General features: G+C 25.7%; 15 protein-coding genes and 1 CRISPR repeat array. Of the genes, 5 read left to right on the plus strand and 10 right to left on the minus strand.

The genetic code is table 11. The features are described 5' to 3' along the window. Positions 1-234: 234 nt before the first annotated feature. From PWP28_RS12560 to PWP28_RS13900, 10 genes are all read right to left on the minus strand, one after another. Positions 235-1,635, minus strand: a complete 1,401-nt coding sequence (locus PWP28_RS12560; protein ID WP_308644882.1) for an ISLre2 family transposase — start codon at positions 1,633-1,635, stop codon at positions 235-237. Between the two features lie 125 nt (positions 1,636-1,760). Next, positions 1,761-3,707, minus strand: a complete 1,947-nt coding sequence (locus PWP28_RS12565) for a cation-translocating P-type ATPase (RefSeq protein WP_091404662.1) — start codon at positions 3,705-3,707, stop codon at positions 1,761-1,763. 245 nt (positions 3,708-3,952) lie between these two features. Continuing rightward, a complete protein-coding gene (locus tag PWP28_RS12570; protein ID WP_109606641.1) occupies positions 3,953-4,858 on the minus strand; it encodes an IS3 family transposase in 906 nt (301 codons plus the stop codon). Then, entirely contained in the window at positions 4,753-5,505 is a 753-nt protein-coding gene (locus tag PWP28_RS12575) for a helix-turn-helix domain-containing protein (RefSeq protein WP_091404665.1), read from the minus strand. Before PWP28_RS12575 ends, PWP28_RS12570 begins: the two co-directional genes overlap by 106 nt. A 203-nt stretch (positions 5,506-5,708) precedes the next feature. Continuing rightward, positions 5,709-5,927 (minus strand): heavy-metal-associated domain-containing protein, encoded by a 219-nt coding sequence (locus PWP28_RS12580; RefSeq protein ID WP_010731340.1) that lies wholly within the window; start codon positions 5,925-5,927, stop codon positions 5,709-5,711. 387 nt (positions 5,928-6,314) lie between these two features. Beyond that, on the minus strand, positions 6,315-6,539 hold the full coding sequence (locus tag PWP28_RS13895; RefSeq protein ID WP_374045497.1) for a Dna2/Cas4 domain-containing protein: 225 nt from the start codon (positions 6,537-6,539) through the stop codon (positions 6,315-6,317). 464 nt (positions 6,540-7,003) lie between these two features. Next, positions 7,004-8,022: direct repeats of the CRISPR family, unit length 29 nt; unit sequence ATAATAATCAAACCATATTGGAATATAAA. Positions 8,023-8,610: 588 nt separating this feature from the next. Continuing rightward, positions 8,611-8,973, minus strand: coding sequence for a type II toxin-antitoxin system RnlB family antitoxin (locus PWP28_RS12585; protein ID WP_305081555.1), 363 nt, complete (start codon positions 8,971-8,973; stop codon positions 8,611-8,613). 11 nt (positions 8,974-8,984) lie between these two features. After that, positions 8,985-10,427 carry a viroplasmin family protein gene (locus PWP28_RS12590; RefSeq protein ID WP_308644883.1) on the minus strand — a complete coding sequence of 481 codons (1,443 nt, stop codon included), beginning with the start codon at positions 10,425-10,427 and terminating at the stop codon, positions 8,985-8,987. 206 nt (positions 10,428-10,633) lie between these two features. Beyond that, a complete protein-coding gene (locus PWP28_RS12595; RefSeq protein ID WP_308644884.1) occupies positions 10,634-10,906 on the minus strand; it encodes a hypothetical protein in 273 nt (90 codons plus the stop codon). A gap of 572 nt (positions 10,907-11,478) precedes the next feature. Then, complete coding sequence (locus tag PWP28_RS13900; protein ID WP_369426079.1) at positions 11,479-11,577, minus strand: Dna2/Cas4 domain-containing protein; 99 nt, start codon at positions 11,575-11,577, stop codon at positions 11,479-11,481. 194 nt (positions 11,578-11,771) lie between these two features. On the opposite strand from PWP28_RS13900, the gene cas6 reads away from it, so the two are divergent. From cas6 to cas3, 5 genes are read left to right on the plus strand one after another with little or no spacing between them, the layout of a single operon-like run. Continuing rightward, the gene (gene cas6, locus PWP28_RS12600; protein WP_308644885.1) at positions 11,772-12,500 is read left to right on the plus strand and encodes a CRISPR-associated endoribonuclease Cas6; all 729 of its coding nucleotides are present in this window, start codon (positions 11,772-11,774) and stop codon (positions 12,498-12,500) included. Then, positions 12,497-13,960: a hypothetical protein gene (locus tag PWP28_RS12605; RefSeq protein ID WP_308644886.1), complete on the plus strand. Its 1,464-nt coding sequence runs from the start codon at positions 12,497-12,499 to the stop codon at positions 13,958-13,960. Before cas6 ends, PWP28_RS12605 begins: the two co-directional genes overlap by 4 nt. Continuing rightward, positions 13,960-14,925 (plus strand): type I-B CRISPR-associated protein Cas7/Cst2/DevR, encoded by a 966-nt coding sequence (locus PWP28_RS12610; protein ID WP_109604833.1) that lies wholly within the window; start codon positions 13,960-13,962, stop codon positions 14,923-14,925. Before PWP28_RS12605 ends, PWP28_RS12610 begins: the two co-directional genes overlap by 1 nt. Before the next feature lie 12 nt (positions 14,926-14,937). Continuing rightward, on the plus strand, positions 14,938-15,798 hold the full coding sequence (cas5, locus tag PWP28_RS12615; protein WP_305081561.1) for a CRISPR-associated protein Cas5: 861 nt from the start codon (positions 14,938-14,940) through the stop codon (positions 15,796-15,798). Further along, positions 15,791-18,157: a CRISPR-associated helicase Cas3' gene (gene cas3 / locus PWP28_RS12620; RefSeq protein WP_305081562.1), complete on the plus strand. Its 2,367-nt coding sequence runs from the start codon at positions 15,791-15,793 to the stop codon at positions 18,155-18,157. The genes cas5 and cas3 overlap by 8 nt, the downstream gene beginning before the upstream one ends. The last annotated feature ends 412 nt before the right edge of the window (positions 18,158-18,569 follow it).

The following is an 18,569-nucleotide window of genomic DNA, read 5'->3' on the forward strand; positions in this document are numbered from 1 at the left end:
CTTCAAATCCATTTTCACCAAAGGATTTTATAAATTCTTCAATAATTAAATCTTTTGTTTTCATAATTCACCATCCTTAATACTAACTACCGGTAGTTAGTATTTTATACTAGGTGATTCCATTTGTCAAGTAATAGTGGTGATTTGTATGTGTCAATACTTTGGCGGAAACTTTTCTCTAGAGATGGTAACTCTTCAATTTTAATATTAAAATTGCTCATTCTGTGTGTTTCGTTACCCAAACATTTTCTTCAGTTGTCCCATTGGACTTGATGTGGAACTATAATTAGCTATTTCACCCATTTTAACCCCTATAGAAGGACGATGAATCTTTTTCAAAACAGCTCTAACAGCCCCTTTAAATTCAGGGACAATGGTTTGTTCAAATGCAGGTAGTTCCGCTCTCAAAGCTTCTAAAAGAGTTCCGTTTTTACGAGCTGAAATAATGGAAGCTAAGTTTCCAGCTCCTTTGGCTGAAAATCCACGCCCTTGGCGTTTCATACGGTAACTGTAGGGACGATGATTACTTTCACAAATACCTATTCCATTTTGGACAGGTAAGTCTCGCATTTTCAAGGGACAAATACTTTCCCAATTGCGTTCTAAATAAGCCCCTAATAGACGGAGATGCTCTTCTTTCTCAGTTCTTGTTTCTTCATCTTCTATGCGACTTTCTGTCGTCGCCAATACGCTAAGAACACGTTCTTTATCATAGGCACTCACAGCTTTTCTCATTTCAATAATCATAGGCTTATCAAAACTTAACCGTTGGTTTATTTTTTCATTCACATGGTAGGGATCTCTAAAGTGTTCATGCTTTTTGCATTTTCCAATAATCTGCTCAAATTTATCTTTTTCATACCCGCTGCCGCCATCACTGTTGGATACGATGATTGTTTCCCGAATATCATACATCGCTTCTAACCACTGCCCAGCTCGTTTAAAGGCTTCTTTACTAGATACTGTACTTTCAAAAACTTGGGATCCAATAAGGACTGGTCGCTTTTGTTTTCCTACGTACGTCACACCTTCATGAAATTGAACACGATGAAGCTCAGGATTTTTCTCGCCTCTTCCTTTTAGTAATAACCCGTCGCCTTCAATAAACAGCACAGGCACTTTCCTTTTTTCTTTTTGGGGTGTTTCAATATGACTCGGAGCTTCATCCGTCCATTTTTGAACTTTCTCACCTGTTTTTTGAACCATTTTATGAACGGTTGTATGACTTACTTGAAGCGGAGTTAAGAGGTTAATGGCATCAGCCGCCTTGCGATACACACCATCGGAGGCAACCTTAGCGGCTTTCATTTCAACTAAAGGTGAATAGCGAATATACTCTTCTAAGCTGATGGCTTCATCTAATGGTACAATGCTTTTTTCGCCATCTTTTCTCATGCGTCGTCGCCTAATCTCAACAGCCCCGTATGAGAACTGAACGGTACGTTTCATTGTTTTCTGTATATCGTATCCTTTTTCTTTATAAGTATGAATTAATTCCAAATCAATCATCTCGATTGCTTTGGAAACCAGCTCACACATGACTTTTGGAAGGTATTGATCTAATCGTATTTCACTGTCTAATAATGTTTCAGAATCCTTTAATATACTGGCAATTTCTGCTATAATTTGATTCATAAGAAGACCTCTTTTCTGGATTTGTGGTTATCTCTAGATTAAGGGTCTTCTTCCTTTTTGTCTACTTTAATTTCTTACCCTACTATTTTACTTTCCGACAACTATTTTACACATAGTTCTTTGGATTATTCTACATTAGTCAATGGAATATCACTTGCATTGTTTTTAGTTCTTATACCTTCTTTTTTCCATTGATATCTACGAAGGAACATTGCGTTTGCAATGATAATCAAGGCACTTCCTTCATTTATAATTAAACCTAATGTAAGAGGCATGACTCCGATCAAGGCAGTCACAACAAGGAACGCAACTATCGCTAACGAAATAGCAATATTTTGGTCTATTTTAGAAACTGTCTTTTTACTTAATTTTAGTGTATATACTAGTTGATCTAAATTATCCTGCATTAAAGCAATATCTGCTGTCTCTAGTGCAACGTCTGTTCCTTGAACTCCCATTGCAATACCTACATCAGCCTGAGCCAGTGCTGGTGCATCATTTACACCATCTCCTACCATCGCTACCTGCCCATACTGTTTTTGCAATTCTTTCACTGCGTTAATCTTATCTTCTGGAAGGAGTTCTGCTCTTACTTCATCAACGCCAAGTTCTTTACCAATTGCTTCACCTGTTAGTCTATTATCACCTGTTAGCATAACAACCTTTTTCACACCAGCTTCTTTCAAACTTTGAATAGCTTGTTTTGCATTTTCTTTGGGTCTATCAGCTACTGCAATCATCCCAAGTACTTCATTGGCAGTTCCTAAGAGCATGACAGTTTTCCCTTGTCCTTGCAGCTTTTCAATTTGCATGACGTGGTCTTTATTTATGTTTACTTTTAATTCGTTAAACAAGCGTGGATTTCCAATGTAGTAATTATTTCCGTTAATCTTACCTTTTGCCCCACGACCTGTAAGTGAATCGAATTCTTCTACATCTGGAATTGTAATCTTTTTGTTTAATGTTTCTTCCATAATCGCATCAGCTAAAGGATGTTCGGATTGTTTTTCAAGCGCACCAGCAATCTCCAATAATTGCTTATTTGAAAGGTCTGATACCGTTACAAGATCCGTGACCGAAGGCTTTCCAACTGTCAAGGTTCCTGTTTTATCAAATGCCACAACTTGAGTACTACCAGCTGATTCTATATAAATACCGCCTTTAACCATTACTCCACTTCGAGCTGCCGTTCCAATGCCAGTAACGACTGCGACTGGCACAGACAGTACTAATCCACAAGAACAAGAAACGACTAGTACCACTAAAGCTCTATATAACCATTCATCAAAAGGTTGACCAAAGAAAAGGGGAGGTACAATAGCCACAATGATCGCTAATACAAACATGGCTGGCGTGTAAATGGCACCAAATTTCTCACTGAACCGCTGTCCTTTCCCTTTTTTCATTTGTGCGCCCTCTACTAATTTAATAATTTGGGCTAGGGTTGTATCTTGAGCAAGTTTAGTCACTTCTATTTCCAATGCACCACGTTCATTTAATGTTGAAGCAAATACCTCATCTCCTAATTGTTTTGATACAGGTATTGACTCTCCAGTAATGGAAGCTTGATCAACTGTAGTTGAACCTTTAGTGACTACACCATCAACTGGTATTTTTTCTCCGGGACGTACCAGAACGATATCTCTGATTTCCACTTGTTCTGTCAATATACGCATTTGACGACCATTTCGAATGACTGTTGCTTCACTAGGGGCTAATTCAACTAATGCTCTAATTGCATTTCTGGCTTTATCTGATGCGTATGATTCCATTAATTCACCTAAAGAGAAAATAACGACAAGCCCCGCAGCTTCTCCCCATAATCCTAGATAAATAGCTCCAATTACTGCCGCAATATGCAATGTATTAATGGAGGGACTTCCATTTCTTAATTCAACCCATGCACTTCTTGCTGGATAGATCCCTCCAACAACAATTGCAATACTATATAAAATAATCGCCCACATTTCAGGTAGACCGAATCCAATTTCTGCAATCAGTGTAAATGCTGTGACGGTTGCGGCAATAATCAACAGTATTGTCCTTGGGTGTTTATACCACCTTGTATTCATTTCTGTGTTCCCCTGAACTGACCCCTGTCAAGTAGACAGATAAAAAAATAAGTTTTTTTGAGACTAGAATTATCTAGTCTTTTTTTAATTACAAAATACAAATATTTTTTTACAGTTAGCTATTTTTTGTCTCTTTGCCTTAGGATATATAATCGGGATTCATCCCGATTATATATCCTAAGGCAAAAGTGTCATCACTTAACGAACTGCAACAACTTTAGTCATTTTAAAATCTAATAAACTATCTATTTAGTATTCACTGGTATCTTTAACCCCATAGACAAAGAAACCCGTTTTGAGTTATAGAATTCAATGTAAGTATTAATAGCATCCTCTAGGTCTTCAAAAGTTTCAAAGTGCTTTCTTCTATAACATTCATCCTTAAGGATGCCCCAGAAACTTTCCATAGGCCCGTTATCAATACAATAGCCTGGTCTCGACATACTTTGTATAACCTCATTTCTCTTTATATATTCTTTGAACCAATGGGAAGTATACTGATAACCACGATCACTATGTATCAAGGTCTTATTTGGTAACAGTTGACCTTCAATTTGCTTAAATGTTTCAGCTACGAGGTGGTTGTTATTGGAAATTCCTAATTTCCACGCAATAATTTTCTTCTCACCATAATCCAAAACTGCACTCAAATAGGCTTTAGAGTGGTTATTGTATTTTAATTCTGTTACATCAGTTAACAGGACTTCATTTGCTTTATACATTTTTTTGAATTCGCGATTTAACACATTTTCAGCTACATTTTGTGGTTTATGCGGTTTATAGTGGTATCGTTTCTTACGAATAACTGATTTTATACCTAAATGAGTCATTACTCTGTATACACATTTATGATTAGCTTTCTCCTCACAATAGTGATTTAAATAAATCGTCATTCTCCTATATCCATATATACCATTAACTTCTTCATTCACGTCAATAATTGTCTTCATGATATTATTTAAGCGTATTTCCTCAGCCGTCGGCTTTCGTTTTAACCACTTATAATATCCAGCACGACTAACCCCTAATACCTGACATAAAAGAGTTATTTTGAATCCTTTTTCTTTGAGGCAGGAGATGGTTTGAAATTCCGCTTCATATCGTGCTCTTTTAATATCGACCCTCTTTCTATCTCCTCGAGCTTTTTTAATACCGCATTCTCTGTTTTTAAGTACTCATTTTTAGCTTTTAAAGCAGCTATTTCTGTACGTAACTGTTCAGTTTCAGTTTGAATCGTAGAAGGTTTTCGGCGTCCTCGCCCATCTATTAGGCCTTCACTTCCATGTTTTTTATATTTTTGAACCCATGAGTAAACGTTATTATAAGATACTTGATATTTTTTGGCTGTTTGCACATATGATAAGTTATTGGATAAACAATCCTTGACAATTTCTATTCGCTCACTGGTCGTTGTTTTTCTCATTTTCATAGTGTACACCTCGGGTTTCGTACTGTAACTCTTACTACTTTTACCCTCAGTATACTTCATTATCCAATAACTTACAGTTGATACAGCAGGAACATTGAATCTTAGTGTTAGATCTCGAAGAGATCCCTCATCATTTAAATAAGCATTAACTACCTTTTGTTTAAATTCTTCAGAATATATATTATTTAATTTTCTAGGTTTCAAGGCCTCTAAACCATACTTTCGATATTTATTAACATATTGATAGAATATTGTATTATGTATCGATAACCCATACTCTTTTACCAAAGTTGGATAATTTATACCATCTTTGATGAACATCAGAATATATTTTTCTAACACATCTGCAGAATATACTTTTCTATTCATAAAAAAATCCCCTCTAAAGTAGACTTATTTTATTAAGTGTCTACTTTAGGGGGAGCATATCACCCCCTTATTTATGTTCCATTTTTAAAATGTAATCAAAAAAATTGATATGTTTTTATTCATTTGATAGGAAAAGATAAATTAAATACTAAACCCCACTCAAAAGTTAATTAAAGGGATAACATTAAGTGGAAAAACTGGAGTTATTTAACTACAGGGTGACCTACTTTTTTTAATTTATCAGCAATGTCGTCAAGAGTTACTCTGGAATCATCATAAGTTACAGTTAATTTTTCCGCAAAAAAGTTAGCCTCTGTACTTTGAATTCCCTTTAATTTTTTCAAAGCTTTTTCAACTGTTGTTGCACATGAAGGGCAATCCAAACCTTCCACTTTTAGAACATCAGTTTTTGCTGAATTCATTTTAAATTCCTCCCTTTTATTTAAGTAAAACGATAATACTTTTTATTACCAATTTCACAATTACATTGTATAGTGTAATAGTATTGTTGTCAATTCCTATATCTTATATTAATGACTGTCCTTTAATTAATCTGCTACATAGGTACAAATACAATAATTCGAATACCTCGATACAGTATAAGTCATAACAATAAGGTCTGTTTTCCAGTATGTCACACACTTTTTCCATGTATTGTGCCATAAATTTTCTTAGCTCTTGTTCGTTAGACTATTTTAACTTTCTCACGTATCTCTCGTATTTAATTGATACATTTATGACACTTAGTATTCCACCAGATATTCCGATTTGAACACTAATTATTTTTAAACTTTAAAAAGATAATTCCACTATAAAATCCGAAGACCCCTTTTTTTTATTTCATGTATTGTTTTATTCTTTTTTATATAATCTATATTTATGTTGTCTATCATATAATTCTTTTTTTGAGAACTATATGACTCTTCTTCTATCACTTTACCTATTTTCACATCAATATTTTCATCTTCGAAGTTTAAATTATGAGAAAAAAGCCAAAGTTTTCTTTTGCAGATATTAAAGTAATATATATGCATTCCAGATAATTTTTTTATTTTTTATCACCACCTTGAATTTTTCTAATAGAATATTTTTATTTTAGATGTTTATTGAATTAATTTATATAAATATGATAAAATTAAAATAAGGTTTTTTTAACATGTTATTTATGTCAAATATCTAAAAAAAAAATAATCATTTACATTTTAATAAAATTATACAATTATTAAAAGAAAATTCAAAATGAAAGTGAGGTGAAAAAATAGTTTTAGAAAGGGTATAGGAAGGTATTTAGAAAATAAAGAGGAAAATAATTTTATTTGAAAATCTGTCGATTTCAACTAATCAAATAAACACCTAAGATAGACAGATTCTAAAAATGGCTAATAATAATAAAAATTTTCTTATGTAAATTTTGTTAAAGATTGAATGTGTGGTTTTTTATCAGTTAGACAGATTATAAGGTTATAAATGAGAAATAATAGGCATTTAAATTTGGCGCATAATAATCAAACCATATTGGAATATAAACAAATCCAAATATCTCACCAGAGATGTCCCACGAAAATATAATAATCAAACCATATTGGAATATAAACTTTGGATAAGTCCAAATGCCTCTTCTTTTTTCTTCTATAATAATCAAACCATATTGGAATATAAACACCGCCTGTATTTTCTGTTTTAATATATATTCCGTAATAATAATCAAACCATATTGGAATATAAACACAATAAAAATATAATATGCATAAACAAAGAGTTTGATAATAATCAAACCATATTGGAATATAAATGTGGAATGACTGTCGCAGATTTGATAGCTATGAAAATAATAATCAAACCATATTGGAATATAAATAGGCAAAGAAGAAAAGAAAGGAGTTGTTAATTAATGATAATAATCAAACCATATTGGAATATAAATCTTTCAAACGAGCTCTAATATATTTTTGTGTTTTTGGATAATAATCAAACCATATTGGAATATAAATAAAAACAGATTTGAAGAAAATATTTTCAAGGTTTTGATAATAATCAAACCATATTGGAATATAAATAAGTTAGAAAACACTTTTGAATATATAAAATGCAGAATAATAATCAAACCATATTGGAATATAAATCTTATAAATCGCATTATACTTTCTTTATCTTTCTTTATAATAATCAAACCATATTGGAATATAAATAATCTTATAGAAGAAATCAAAAAAAGAAAAAATAATATAATAATCAAACCATATTGGAATATAAATAAAGGTAGAAATTAATATATAATAAATTAGAGGTGATAATAATCAAACCATATTGGAATATAAACGTTAAGTATAAAGGTAAATTAATTTTTCCTGTAGGAATAATAATCAAACCATATTGGAATATAAACCCATTTATCTGTCTTTCAAAGAGTTTAAAACGAGTAATAATAATCAAACCATATTGGAATATAAATGAACCATAATTACCATAAAAAAATATTCCCATATTAATAATAATCAAAAATTTAAAATTAGAAAATCTATATTATCGGGTATAAATAAGGTGTTTATTTTTAGTAATAAAAAGAAAATTATTATGAAAAAATAAATAGGAAAAAAATAATTTAGTAAAGAAAATGGTGATTTTTATTTTAATAGCATTATAACTGAACTAATAGAAAAAAAATGATAGCCGCAGTAGTCTGGAATAGAATATTTTCAAAAGATTTAAAATTTAATCCATTAGAAAAAGATTTTTTGGATATAGTAGAAATTTTAAAATAAATAACATGTTTGAAAGAAAAGCACTAGAAGATGCTATAAATGCAACGCTTTTAGCGTATGAAAAAGTAAAAAATGAAAAACATACAGGGGGATTTATTTCTTTAGCTTAAAAGGGCATATAAAGCCTTCAAGTTTTTACGAACTTGAAAAAATAGATGTTCCTGAATATTTTAAGCATAATTTCTATAAAATAAAAAAATAACTCCCTTTTATTTGGAGTTATAGTAGGTGTTTTTTAGATTGGAAGGGTTAACAAATTTAAATTTATTTTTTTACTAAAAAAGACCTCAATTACGAGGTCTTTTGTTATTTTAATTTCATATTTTATTTTTTATACTCTCAATTATATAGATATTTTTTCTTTTAAATACATTTTGTCAACAGATGATAATAAACTATTATCAATATATTTATGATTAATATAAAAAAATTCATTAGATATTTTCTTTATACTTTTATTAATCTCTGATAACCATTTAAACTTAGATTTTTCAAAACATTCACCATTAAAAAATCCTTCTGCAAATCTATAATCATCATTTGCATGAGATAAATAAAGGTCAAATATAACATAACCTTTGTAGTTCTTTGCTTTTAACTTTTTTTCAATTTTTTTAAGTTCATTAAATGGATTAATATATGAAATAGATAATATAATATATTCATATCTTTCATTTTTTATTTTTCTTATTTTGAATGCATCCATAATATACACCTCTAACTTATATATATATCGTATGTATTTTTTATATTATTAATACCTTTCATAATAACTTCATTAACTTTATTCGGATCATTAATAATTTTTGTATTAGCAAATTCATTTTTTGCGTGTGCATAATCATGCCTTTGATGATAAAAATTATAACATTCTTCTATAGCATTTTCGATTTCAATATTGTTAATCTTTTTTTTGCATCTTTTTTTTAAAAAATAATGACCCGTATTTGTTTTAGTAAACATATCAAATTTATCAGGATTATCAATATCAAATTCATTCAATATAGCATGCAAAAAAGCTTCTGTAGCTCTCATTATTGGCATTAAATAAAAAGAATAATCACCTGATCCAGGCATTTTTTCTTGTTTGGTAATTAAATATGCTGTAAAAATTAAATTTTTAATTTCTTCTACTAAAAAATTTGAAAGATTTTTAATTATCGATTCAAATTCATTTTCTGTCTTTTTAACATTTGCTTTTAAAAATTCTTCATTTAATCTAAGGGTTTCCTTATAATTTTTGTATTTTGAAAAAAACATTTGTACTAGAACAAATGAATCATAGGCATTTCCTTGAATAACTAGTGCATTATTTTCATAAAGATTGAAAAATAAATAATTATTAAGAATTTTGCTTTTTACTTTAAACCTACTAATAATTGAACAATTTGATTCTAACTTTGTAATTTCATAATTTTCATTTTTATATAAATTTTCTAATAAATCAAAATCTTCTTTTTTAGAAAGGTCAATTTTAAATGTAATATTTTTATCATAGTTATTTATTTCATCAAGATTATCTAAAGAAATATCAAATTCTATATTGTTTTGCTTTTCCTCAATTGCTTTTTTTGCTAATAAATCTGCTTTTGTATTTCCCTTATTATTTGTATGAGCCTTTATTTTATAAAAATTAATTTTTATATGTTTTTTATATTCTTCAAATTTTATTTTATAAATTTTTGTAATAGATTTAGTTGTTTTCCAAATTCCCAAAGCCCAGTTTTTTATTCCTGTATAATCATAGTATATATCGATTTCTTTTGCATTATTTTGCTTTGTATATTCTAAAGCTAATAAAGTTGCTATTATTTCACCAGCAACATTTCTTGTTTCTAAAAATTTTTGATCATTTCCGTATTTATAAAATTCTTTCTCTATATTATTATGAATAATATAAATTCCAGAACCATAAGCTTTTTCTTTTTCATAAAAGCTTCCATCAACATATGCAACGATCTTGTTTGGGTTATTGGATAAAGTAGTAGCTTCTAATTTATCTTTTGTATTTCCTAAATATTCTTTAGCATCTTCTAAAGAAGAAAAACCTTTATATTCTGCACCGTGAAATTTGTCAACTTGTTTTTTTGTTTCTTCCCAATTTTCATATATTCCTGGATTTCTTCCTTTTTTTACTGCATAATATTTTTTCTTTGACATTTACTAACCCCTCCATTTTGATATAAAAATTTAACTAATATTAAAATTAATTGTTTTCTAATTTTTTTCTGATCTTTTTATTTCATTTTTTTAATATTCTATTCTTGACTTAATAATTTTATTATTAGCATCTGGTATTTCTATAATAACTCGTATAAGACTTTCAAAATTTATTCTTATATTTGAATTTGTTAAATTTTTTGACATTAAGAAAAAAATTGATAAGTTAGTTTTTCTGGTACATCAATAAAATAATATGGCCCTATAGATCCTGGCAAATCAAAATATTTTTTATTAAATTCATATAAATTCTTTTCTTTAAAACTAAAAAAATTTCTATGAAATGCTGAAATTGCAAATGATGTTTCATATTTACTTTCATATTTTTCGGCATAAACTGATATAATCAAAGGAAAAAAATTTTTTTCAAACAAATTTTTTAAATCTGATACTTTTATATATTTAGGTTTATCTTTCAACGTTTCTGATTATTCAATCAAAAAATCATAATTATCATACCAATTAAATTATTCTAATTTGTATTCTTTGTTTAAATCTAAAACATCTCATCCTTTAAATACAGCAATTTTAAAAATTCCATCATCATAAATATTTGAATTTGTAAAAACGAACAAAGTAAAAATTAATAATTGTTAATTTTTTCATACAGTTTCTCCTTTATAATATTAATATACATTTACTTTATCATTATATAATTAACAAAAATAAAAATAAAGCATTGTTAGCTTAGAAAATAGTAAAATACTCTATAATAATGTTAAATATGCTATTGTATTAGTAATATTTACAATATTACAATTTATATAAAAATTATATAATGTTTTGTTATTTCTAATAAATTAATCATATAATTAATTTATAAACCTGTTATAAGTAATGTTTTATCTTCATAATTTTATGTGATTTTATTGAATAATAAAAAACCTTAGCTTTTTAGCTAAGGTTTTAATTTGAATTTTTTAAAGTTATAAATTTATTTTTTAGAAAAAATTAGAAGTTTTATCTTCTTTAATACCCCAAAAATCTTTCATTAGCCATCTAGGATTATTGCTTTTAATATATACAAATAATATTTGATTTGCATAATATTAGCTTCTTCAAATGAATTGCTTTTTTTATTTTCTATCACTACCGTAATAAAAAGATTAGATAAATTCAAATTATTTTTTATATTGAATTTATTTATATAAATATGGTAATATTAAAATAGAATTTTTTTAATGTTTTATTTATATCAATTTATTTTAAAAAAATAATCATTTACACCACAATAAAATTATATTATTAGTAAAAGAAAATTCAAAATGAAAGTGAGGTGAAAAAATGAGATTTAAATTAGATTTTAAAACGAATAATAATGTAATTCCAATAGATTATAGACGTTTTTTATTATCTTATATAAAAAATGCTTTGTCTAATTACGATGAAAAAATTTATAGTCAATATTACAATAAAAAAGATCCTATTCATAAAAATTTTACCTTTACAATAAATTTTGGGAAAAGTAAATTTGAAAAAGAAAAAATTTTATTGGAAGAAAATAAATTTAGTTTCTATTACTCTACTTCTGATTATGTTCTTGGAACTCATTTGTTTGCAGCGTTTAGGGAACAAATTAATAGAGAATTTAAAATTAAAAATAATAGTATAAATTTATGCAATATTAAATTTTTTAAAAGTAAAAATTTTTTATCAAAAAATATTGATTTTAAAATTTTGTCTCCTGTATTAATTAGAGATCATAAAAAGGATAATAAGGATAATTCTGATGTTTATTATTCTTTTGAAGATAAAGAATTTGAAGAAATATTAAAAAATAATTTAAAGTATAGATTAAAAGATTTCCCTTCAGAATATTTAGAAAATATTAGTATTATTCCTATAAAAACAAGGAGTGTATTAGTTAAAAATTATGGGACAATACTTAAAGGCAATTTGGGTTATATAAAAATACTTGCAAATGAAAAAGTTATTGAATATATTTATCAATCGGGATTGGGTTCTAAAAATTCTATGGGATTTGGAATGCTTGAAATATCTAAAAGGGGGTGAAAAATATAAAATTTTTTAGAACTGGTGAAATTGTAAGAGATATTGGAATAGTTAATTTATACAGGATTTTAAAAAATGAAGATTATAATGCGGTATTAAAAGATAATTATTTAGAAATTAATGGTATAAATAGCAGAAATTTTTATAGAATTATAGTTGAAAATGTTCTTTTTAAAATTGCTATTGATGGAATTAATATAGAATTAACTAAAGGAAAAAAAGAATTAATAAATAAAGACAATATTAACTTTGAAAATTATAAAAAGTTTGTAGATAATTCTGATTATGATGATAAAACTAAAAAAATGATAATTAATAAAATAGAAAGTCAATATATTCCATATTTAAGAAATAGTGGCAAATTTGGTGCTAATGCTGGAAATGTAGAAAATTTTCATAATAATTTAAAAAAATTTTTAGAAATTGTATTTGAAGAAAAATCTGAAGAATTTTTAAATAATGAATATGAAAAAATAGAAACTAAATGTAGTATTTGTCATAACAATTATGTATATAAATATGATATTACCCATAAAGAAGAGAAAAAAGAGAGGAAAACTTCTAAGTATTTATATTCTTTTATGGGGTCAGAAAATAATATGTTTAATAACTATGGTCAAGATTTAGGAAGTAATATTTGTTTTGAATGCGAATTTTTTAATATTATGTTTTTATTATATATTAATGAAAATAGAAATTCTGAATTAATATATGTAGAAAGTCTTAAATTAATGGAGTTTTTTAATTATAAATATAACTTAATATCTCGTGAATTAAGAAATAAGGGCTTTTTAAGTAGCTTATCAGATTATAGAAATAATAGATTTAAGCTTTATGGTATAGAAAGGGATTCTAATAAAGGAATAATAATAAACTTGAATAGTGTTTTAGATATAAATAATATGATTAAAAGTTTAAAGATAAAAGCTATTATAGATTCATTTTATATAACTAGCAGTACCAAAAAAGAATTATATAGATTGGTTGATTATAAAAATTATAATATAATTTTAAAATATTTTTTAGCTAATTTAATTTTTCAAGATGAAAAAGAAAAAAGTATTGATATGATAAAAACAAAAAATAATGTAAGAATATTTTTAAAATTTATTAAATTTTTATATGGAGGTGATTTAGAAATGTCAGAAGAAAAAATTAAATATTTTGAAGATAATAATAAATTTAGAAGCTCAGGATATAGTTTAGGTAAAATTTTAAATGTTGAATCAAAAAAATCCATTATATATAAATTAAATAATTATTTAAAAACATTGAATAGAAAAGGTCTTTTAGAAATGATTATACACTTATTAACTGTAAATTCAGATGCTGTTTTACCAAAAGATTTAGCTAATTCAATAATGAAAAGTACAGAAAATGATTTATATTATAATGTAGGACTTTTCATTGAGGGGTTACTTCAACCTGATAATACAAATAAAAAGGGGGAAAATAAATAATGTCTAATAAAATAAATTGTATCACTATGACAATATTAACTTTTAGTCCAATAGGTCTTTCTAATGATCAAGGAATGGGAAACTTTACTCCATTAAAAAAACATTTTAGTGGTGATGGAGTACATGCTTTTACAAGTGTAGGTACCTTTACATATGAATTAAGAAAGTCTTTATTTAATAAAGGATGGAATCCATCTGGTATTGTTATAAACAAAAGTAATTTATATTCTAATCCAGAAGATATTGAAAGTATTGAAGATATGGAAAATGATTTATTTGGATTTTTAATTCCTGGAAAGCAAATTTCAAAGACATCACCTTTAAGAGTAATACCTTTCAGATCTGTTCATGAATTTAAAAATGAAACTCAATTAATTACAAATAGAGGGTTTTTATCTCAAGAAAATAATAGAAAATTCTATACTGAAGAAAAAAAAGATTTAGTGGAATTTGAAGGAGACATACCAAAAACTCAAGCTTTAGCTAACGAAGAAGTCTTTGGTGATTATTATACATATACTGTTACAGTAGAACTTAATAGGTTAGGTGTAACTGAAATAAAAGATGGAAAATATTTAGAACCTAAAGATAGAGTATATAAAAATAAAGAATTAAGATTAAAAATGGTTAAAGATTTATTTGATGCATTATGTGAATTTACAAGAGATATTAAACACCAAAAAGTACTATTAAAACCTCTTGCAGTATTTGGAGGAGCTTATGAAAGTGTTGTGCCTTATTTTTGGGATGATATACTTTTCAATAAAGACAACCAATTAATTATTGATGGAATAATTGAAACTATTGAAAGTTATGACTTAAAAGATAATACAATAGCTGTGGTTAGCAAAAAAATAAATATGGAATCGGAAAATGATTGTATTGAATTAGGTATGCCAGTAAAAAAATTAAAAGAATTTATTGAAAGAATAGATATAAATGAAAATAATGAATGGATAATATAAGAGTGATTTGCTATGGAAAATAAAATTTTGTTATTAGAATTCAAGCAACCTAATGCCCATTACAGAGAAGCTAAAATAAAACAAGATGATTATATATCAACTTATAATTTACCTTCTCCTACTACTATAGCTGGAATGATATCTTATGCAAGTGATAAAAGATTTGATAAAGAGTTAAAATTATCTGTAGTTGGAAAATATAAAATAAAAAGAATTGATTTTATTAGAGGAGAAGAGGGAAATATTATAAGTGATTTTGAAAAATTTATTATAAAAGAATTAAGGTATAATAAAAAAAATAAATTAGAAAATAATATTGATTTTCCAGAATTATTTAATTATGTAAAATCTAATTCAAAAAATAGAGTAATGAATTTTGAAATATTACAAGATATAGAACTAAAAATTTTTATTGATTCTGAAAATAAAGAAGATTTACAGTTAATAAAAGAGAGTTTTGAAAATCCAAGTAAATATTTGAGTTTAGGAAGAAAAGAAGATTTTATATTTCCAATAAAAAAAGGAGAAATGTTTGTAAAAGAAATTGTTGTAAATGAAGTCTATATAGAAGATAAAAAACAAGCTATAAAACAAGATTTATTGGTTAAAAATACTTATATTCCTGTTGAATTAATAAAAAGTGGTAAAAATGAAAATAAATATAATGATATATTAAATAAAGGTGTTTATTATTCTATACCAAAAAAATATAAAAATTTATTAGAAGATAAGAAAAATAGAGAAATGATATTTGGAAATTATATCTATATTTCTAATGAAGGCGCTTATTTAAAAGATATAAAATTAAATATTTATGAGTCAGAAAATGAAAAAATCTTATTTAAGTGGTTAGTTGGTGATAGTGATGAATAGTATATATGCTAAATCAGAATCACAAAATAGTAATGAAATAACTTTAGTAGAACATAATAATGATTTATTAAATACTTATGAAAAAATAAAACATAAAATAGGTTATAAAAATATACAAGATATAATAAAAGATTATGATTTGGAAGAAATCTTATTGAAATTATTTGTAATGCATGATTTGGGTAAAATTAATATAAAATTTCAAAATAAAATCAAGAAAAATTTTGAATTATTAGAAGGTAAAGAAATTAGACATAATATTTTATCAGGAGCATTTTCAAAAAAATTATTAGAAGATATAAAAACAAATGATGAGATACTTTTTAATGTAATGATAAAAAGTATTATGTATCATCACGGTCATTTCAAAAAATATTATAATTTAAATATTTCTGATGTTGAAAAAAGTTTATATAAAGATATTGAAGAAGCTATTTTAGATAATAATGATTATGATTTATCTGATATTGAAAAGCAATTAAGTGAAGTATTTAAAAAAGATATAAAAATAGATGAAAATATTTTAGATTACGATTTTATGAATTATTTCAATAAAGATTTTTCAAATGAAGGTAATTTAGAAGTTGAAAGAGAAAATGATTATAAATTACTATATATTTTTTTGAAAGGATATGTTAATTTAGTCGATCATTTAGCATCTTCCAAAATAAAAGACTATGAATATTTTTTTAGCAAAAGTAATGATTATATACAAGATAAAATAAGAAAATTTTTAGCAGAAAAAAGCAAAAATAAAGATCAAATTGTCTTTAATGATATTCAAAAAAGAGTTTTAGAAAATTTAAATAAAAATATTATTACTAAAGGATTTACAGGTTCAGGGAAGACAGTAGCAGATCATTTATGGACTAATGAAAGAAAAATATTTTTAGTTCCAACTAAAATTTCAGGAGAAAATTTTTATTTAGATGCATTAAAAATATATGGAGAAGAAAATGTAGGTATACTTCATGGAGACATAAATTTATACAATATAGAAAATAAAGAAATAGAAACAAGAATTAATTTAAAATTAAGTGATATTAATTTAGCTCATAACTTAGCTAAACCATATATAATATCTACAATAGATCAAATTTTATTATCGCTTTTTAAATATCCAAATTATGAAAAATTATTAGTTAATATATATAATTCAAAAATAACAGTTGATGAAGTACATCTTTTAAATCCAAAAATGTTTGTGATTTTAATATTGTTTATGGATTTTACTTCAAAACATTTTAATGTGAAATATCATCTTATGACAGCTACTATGCCAAAAATATATCAACAAATACTTGAAAGCAAAAAAATTATGTATTCAAAAACTGAAGATAATTATATATCCTTTGATACAGAATTTGAAAATAATATACAAAAAAATATTTCGAATGATATAAAGAAAGTAAAAATTGATTTAATTAAAGAAGAAAAAATTAAATCAATATTGTCTAAAAATAAAAATAAAAAAATTTTAATTGTAAAAAATACTATAGATGAATCCATAAAAACTTATGAAAAGTTATATAAACAAGAAAATTTTGAAGTGGATTTATTACATAGTAGATTTAAATTTGAAGATAAGCAAGAAAAATATAATAAATTAAATTCAATTAAAGAAAAAGATAATAAAGGAATTATTTGGATTACTACACAATTAGTGGAAACATCTCTTGATTTAGATTTTGATATACTTATAACTGATTTAGCTCCAATTGATTCTTTGATTCAAAGAATGGGAAGATGCAATAGACATAATACAAAAGAATACGGTGAAGTGTATATATTAGAAAATGAAAAAATGATTCCTTATGATAAAAATTTAAAAGATCCATCATTAAAAATTATTAAAAATAAAAAATATAAAGGAAAAGAATTAGGGGAAAAAGATAGAAATCAAATGCTAGAAGAATATTATGATGAGAAAAAAGTTTTTGAATATTATAAGACAAATATAGAAAAAGCTGTTTTTTCTATAAAAAGAATTTGGGATATACAAAAAGAAAGTTTTAATTATAAAGATCTGATTTTTAATTATGATCCTTATTTAAATATCGTTGATAATAAAATGGAAGCAGAAAAATTATTTAGAGATAATACGAATATAAATGCTTTATTAGAAAAAGATTTTAAAGAAATAAACGAGGATTTTAAAACATTCAATAAAAAATATCTTTTTAATTCTATACCAATAAATACAAGTTTTTATTTTAAAGCAAAATCTATTTATGGTATAAGACAGGATAAAATATTTAGAAAAAACGGTGTTTTTGTTTTAGATGATTCAATTGTTGAATATACTAAAGAAAAAGGATTAAAATTATTAAAAAATAAAGAAACAGATAATTTTATTTAAAAAATCTGTCGACCTCTACTAAGCGAATAAACACCTTAGATAGACAGATTCTAAAAACGACTAATAATAAAGAAAGGGTTGTTATGTAAACTTTGTTAAAGATTAAATGTATAGCTTTTTAGTAGGTCGACAGATTATAAAGTTATAATTAAGTGATAATATAGGTTTCAAATATACGGAATAATAATCAAACCATATTGGAATATAAAGTTTTCTTTTTCTATCTAATTTTAACTCTTTTATACAAATAATAATCAAACCATATTGGAATATAAAGGAAGATGAGCAAAGATTCAAGAATGTAGATTCGAAAAAATAATAATCAAACCATATTGGAATATAAAGGAAGAATAGGATTAAGAGGATTAGACATCTCAAAATAATAATAATCAAACCATATTGGAATATAAAG

The organism is Oceanotoga sp. (genome assembly GCF_030445905.1).
GTDB classification, from domain to species: domain Bacteria; phylum Thermotogota; class Thermotogae; order Petrotogales; family Petrotogaceae; genus Oceanotoga; species Oceanotoga teriensis.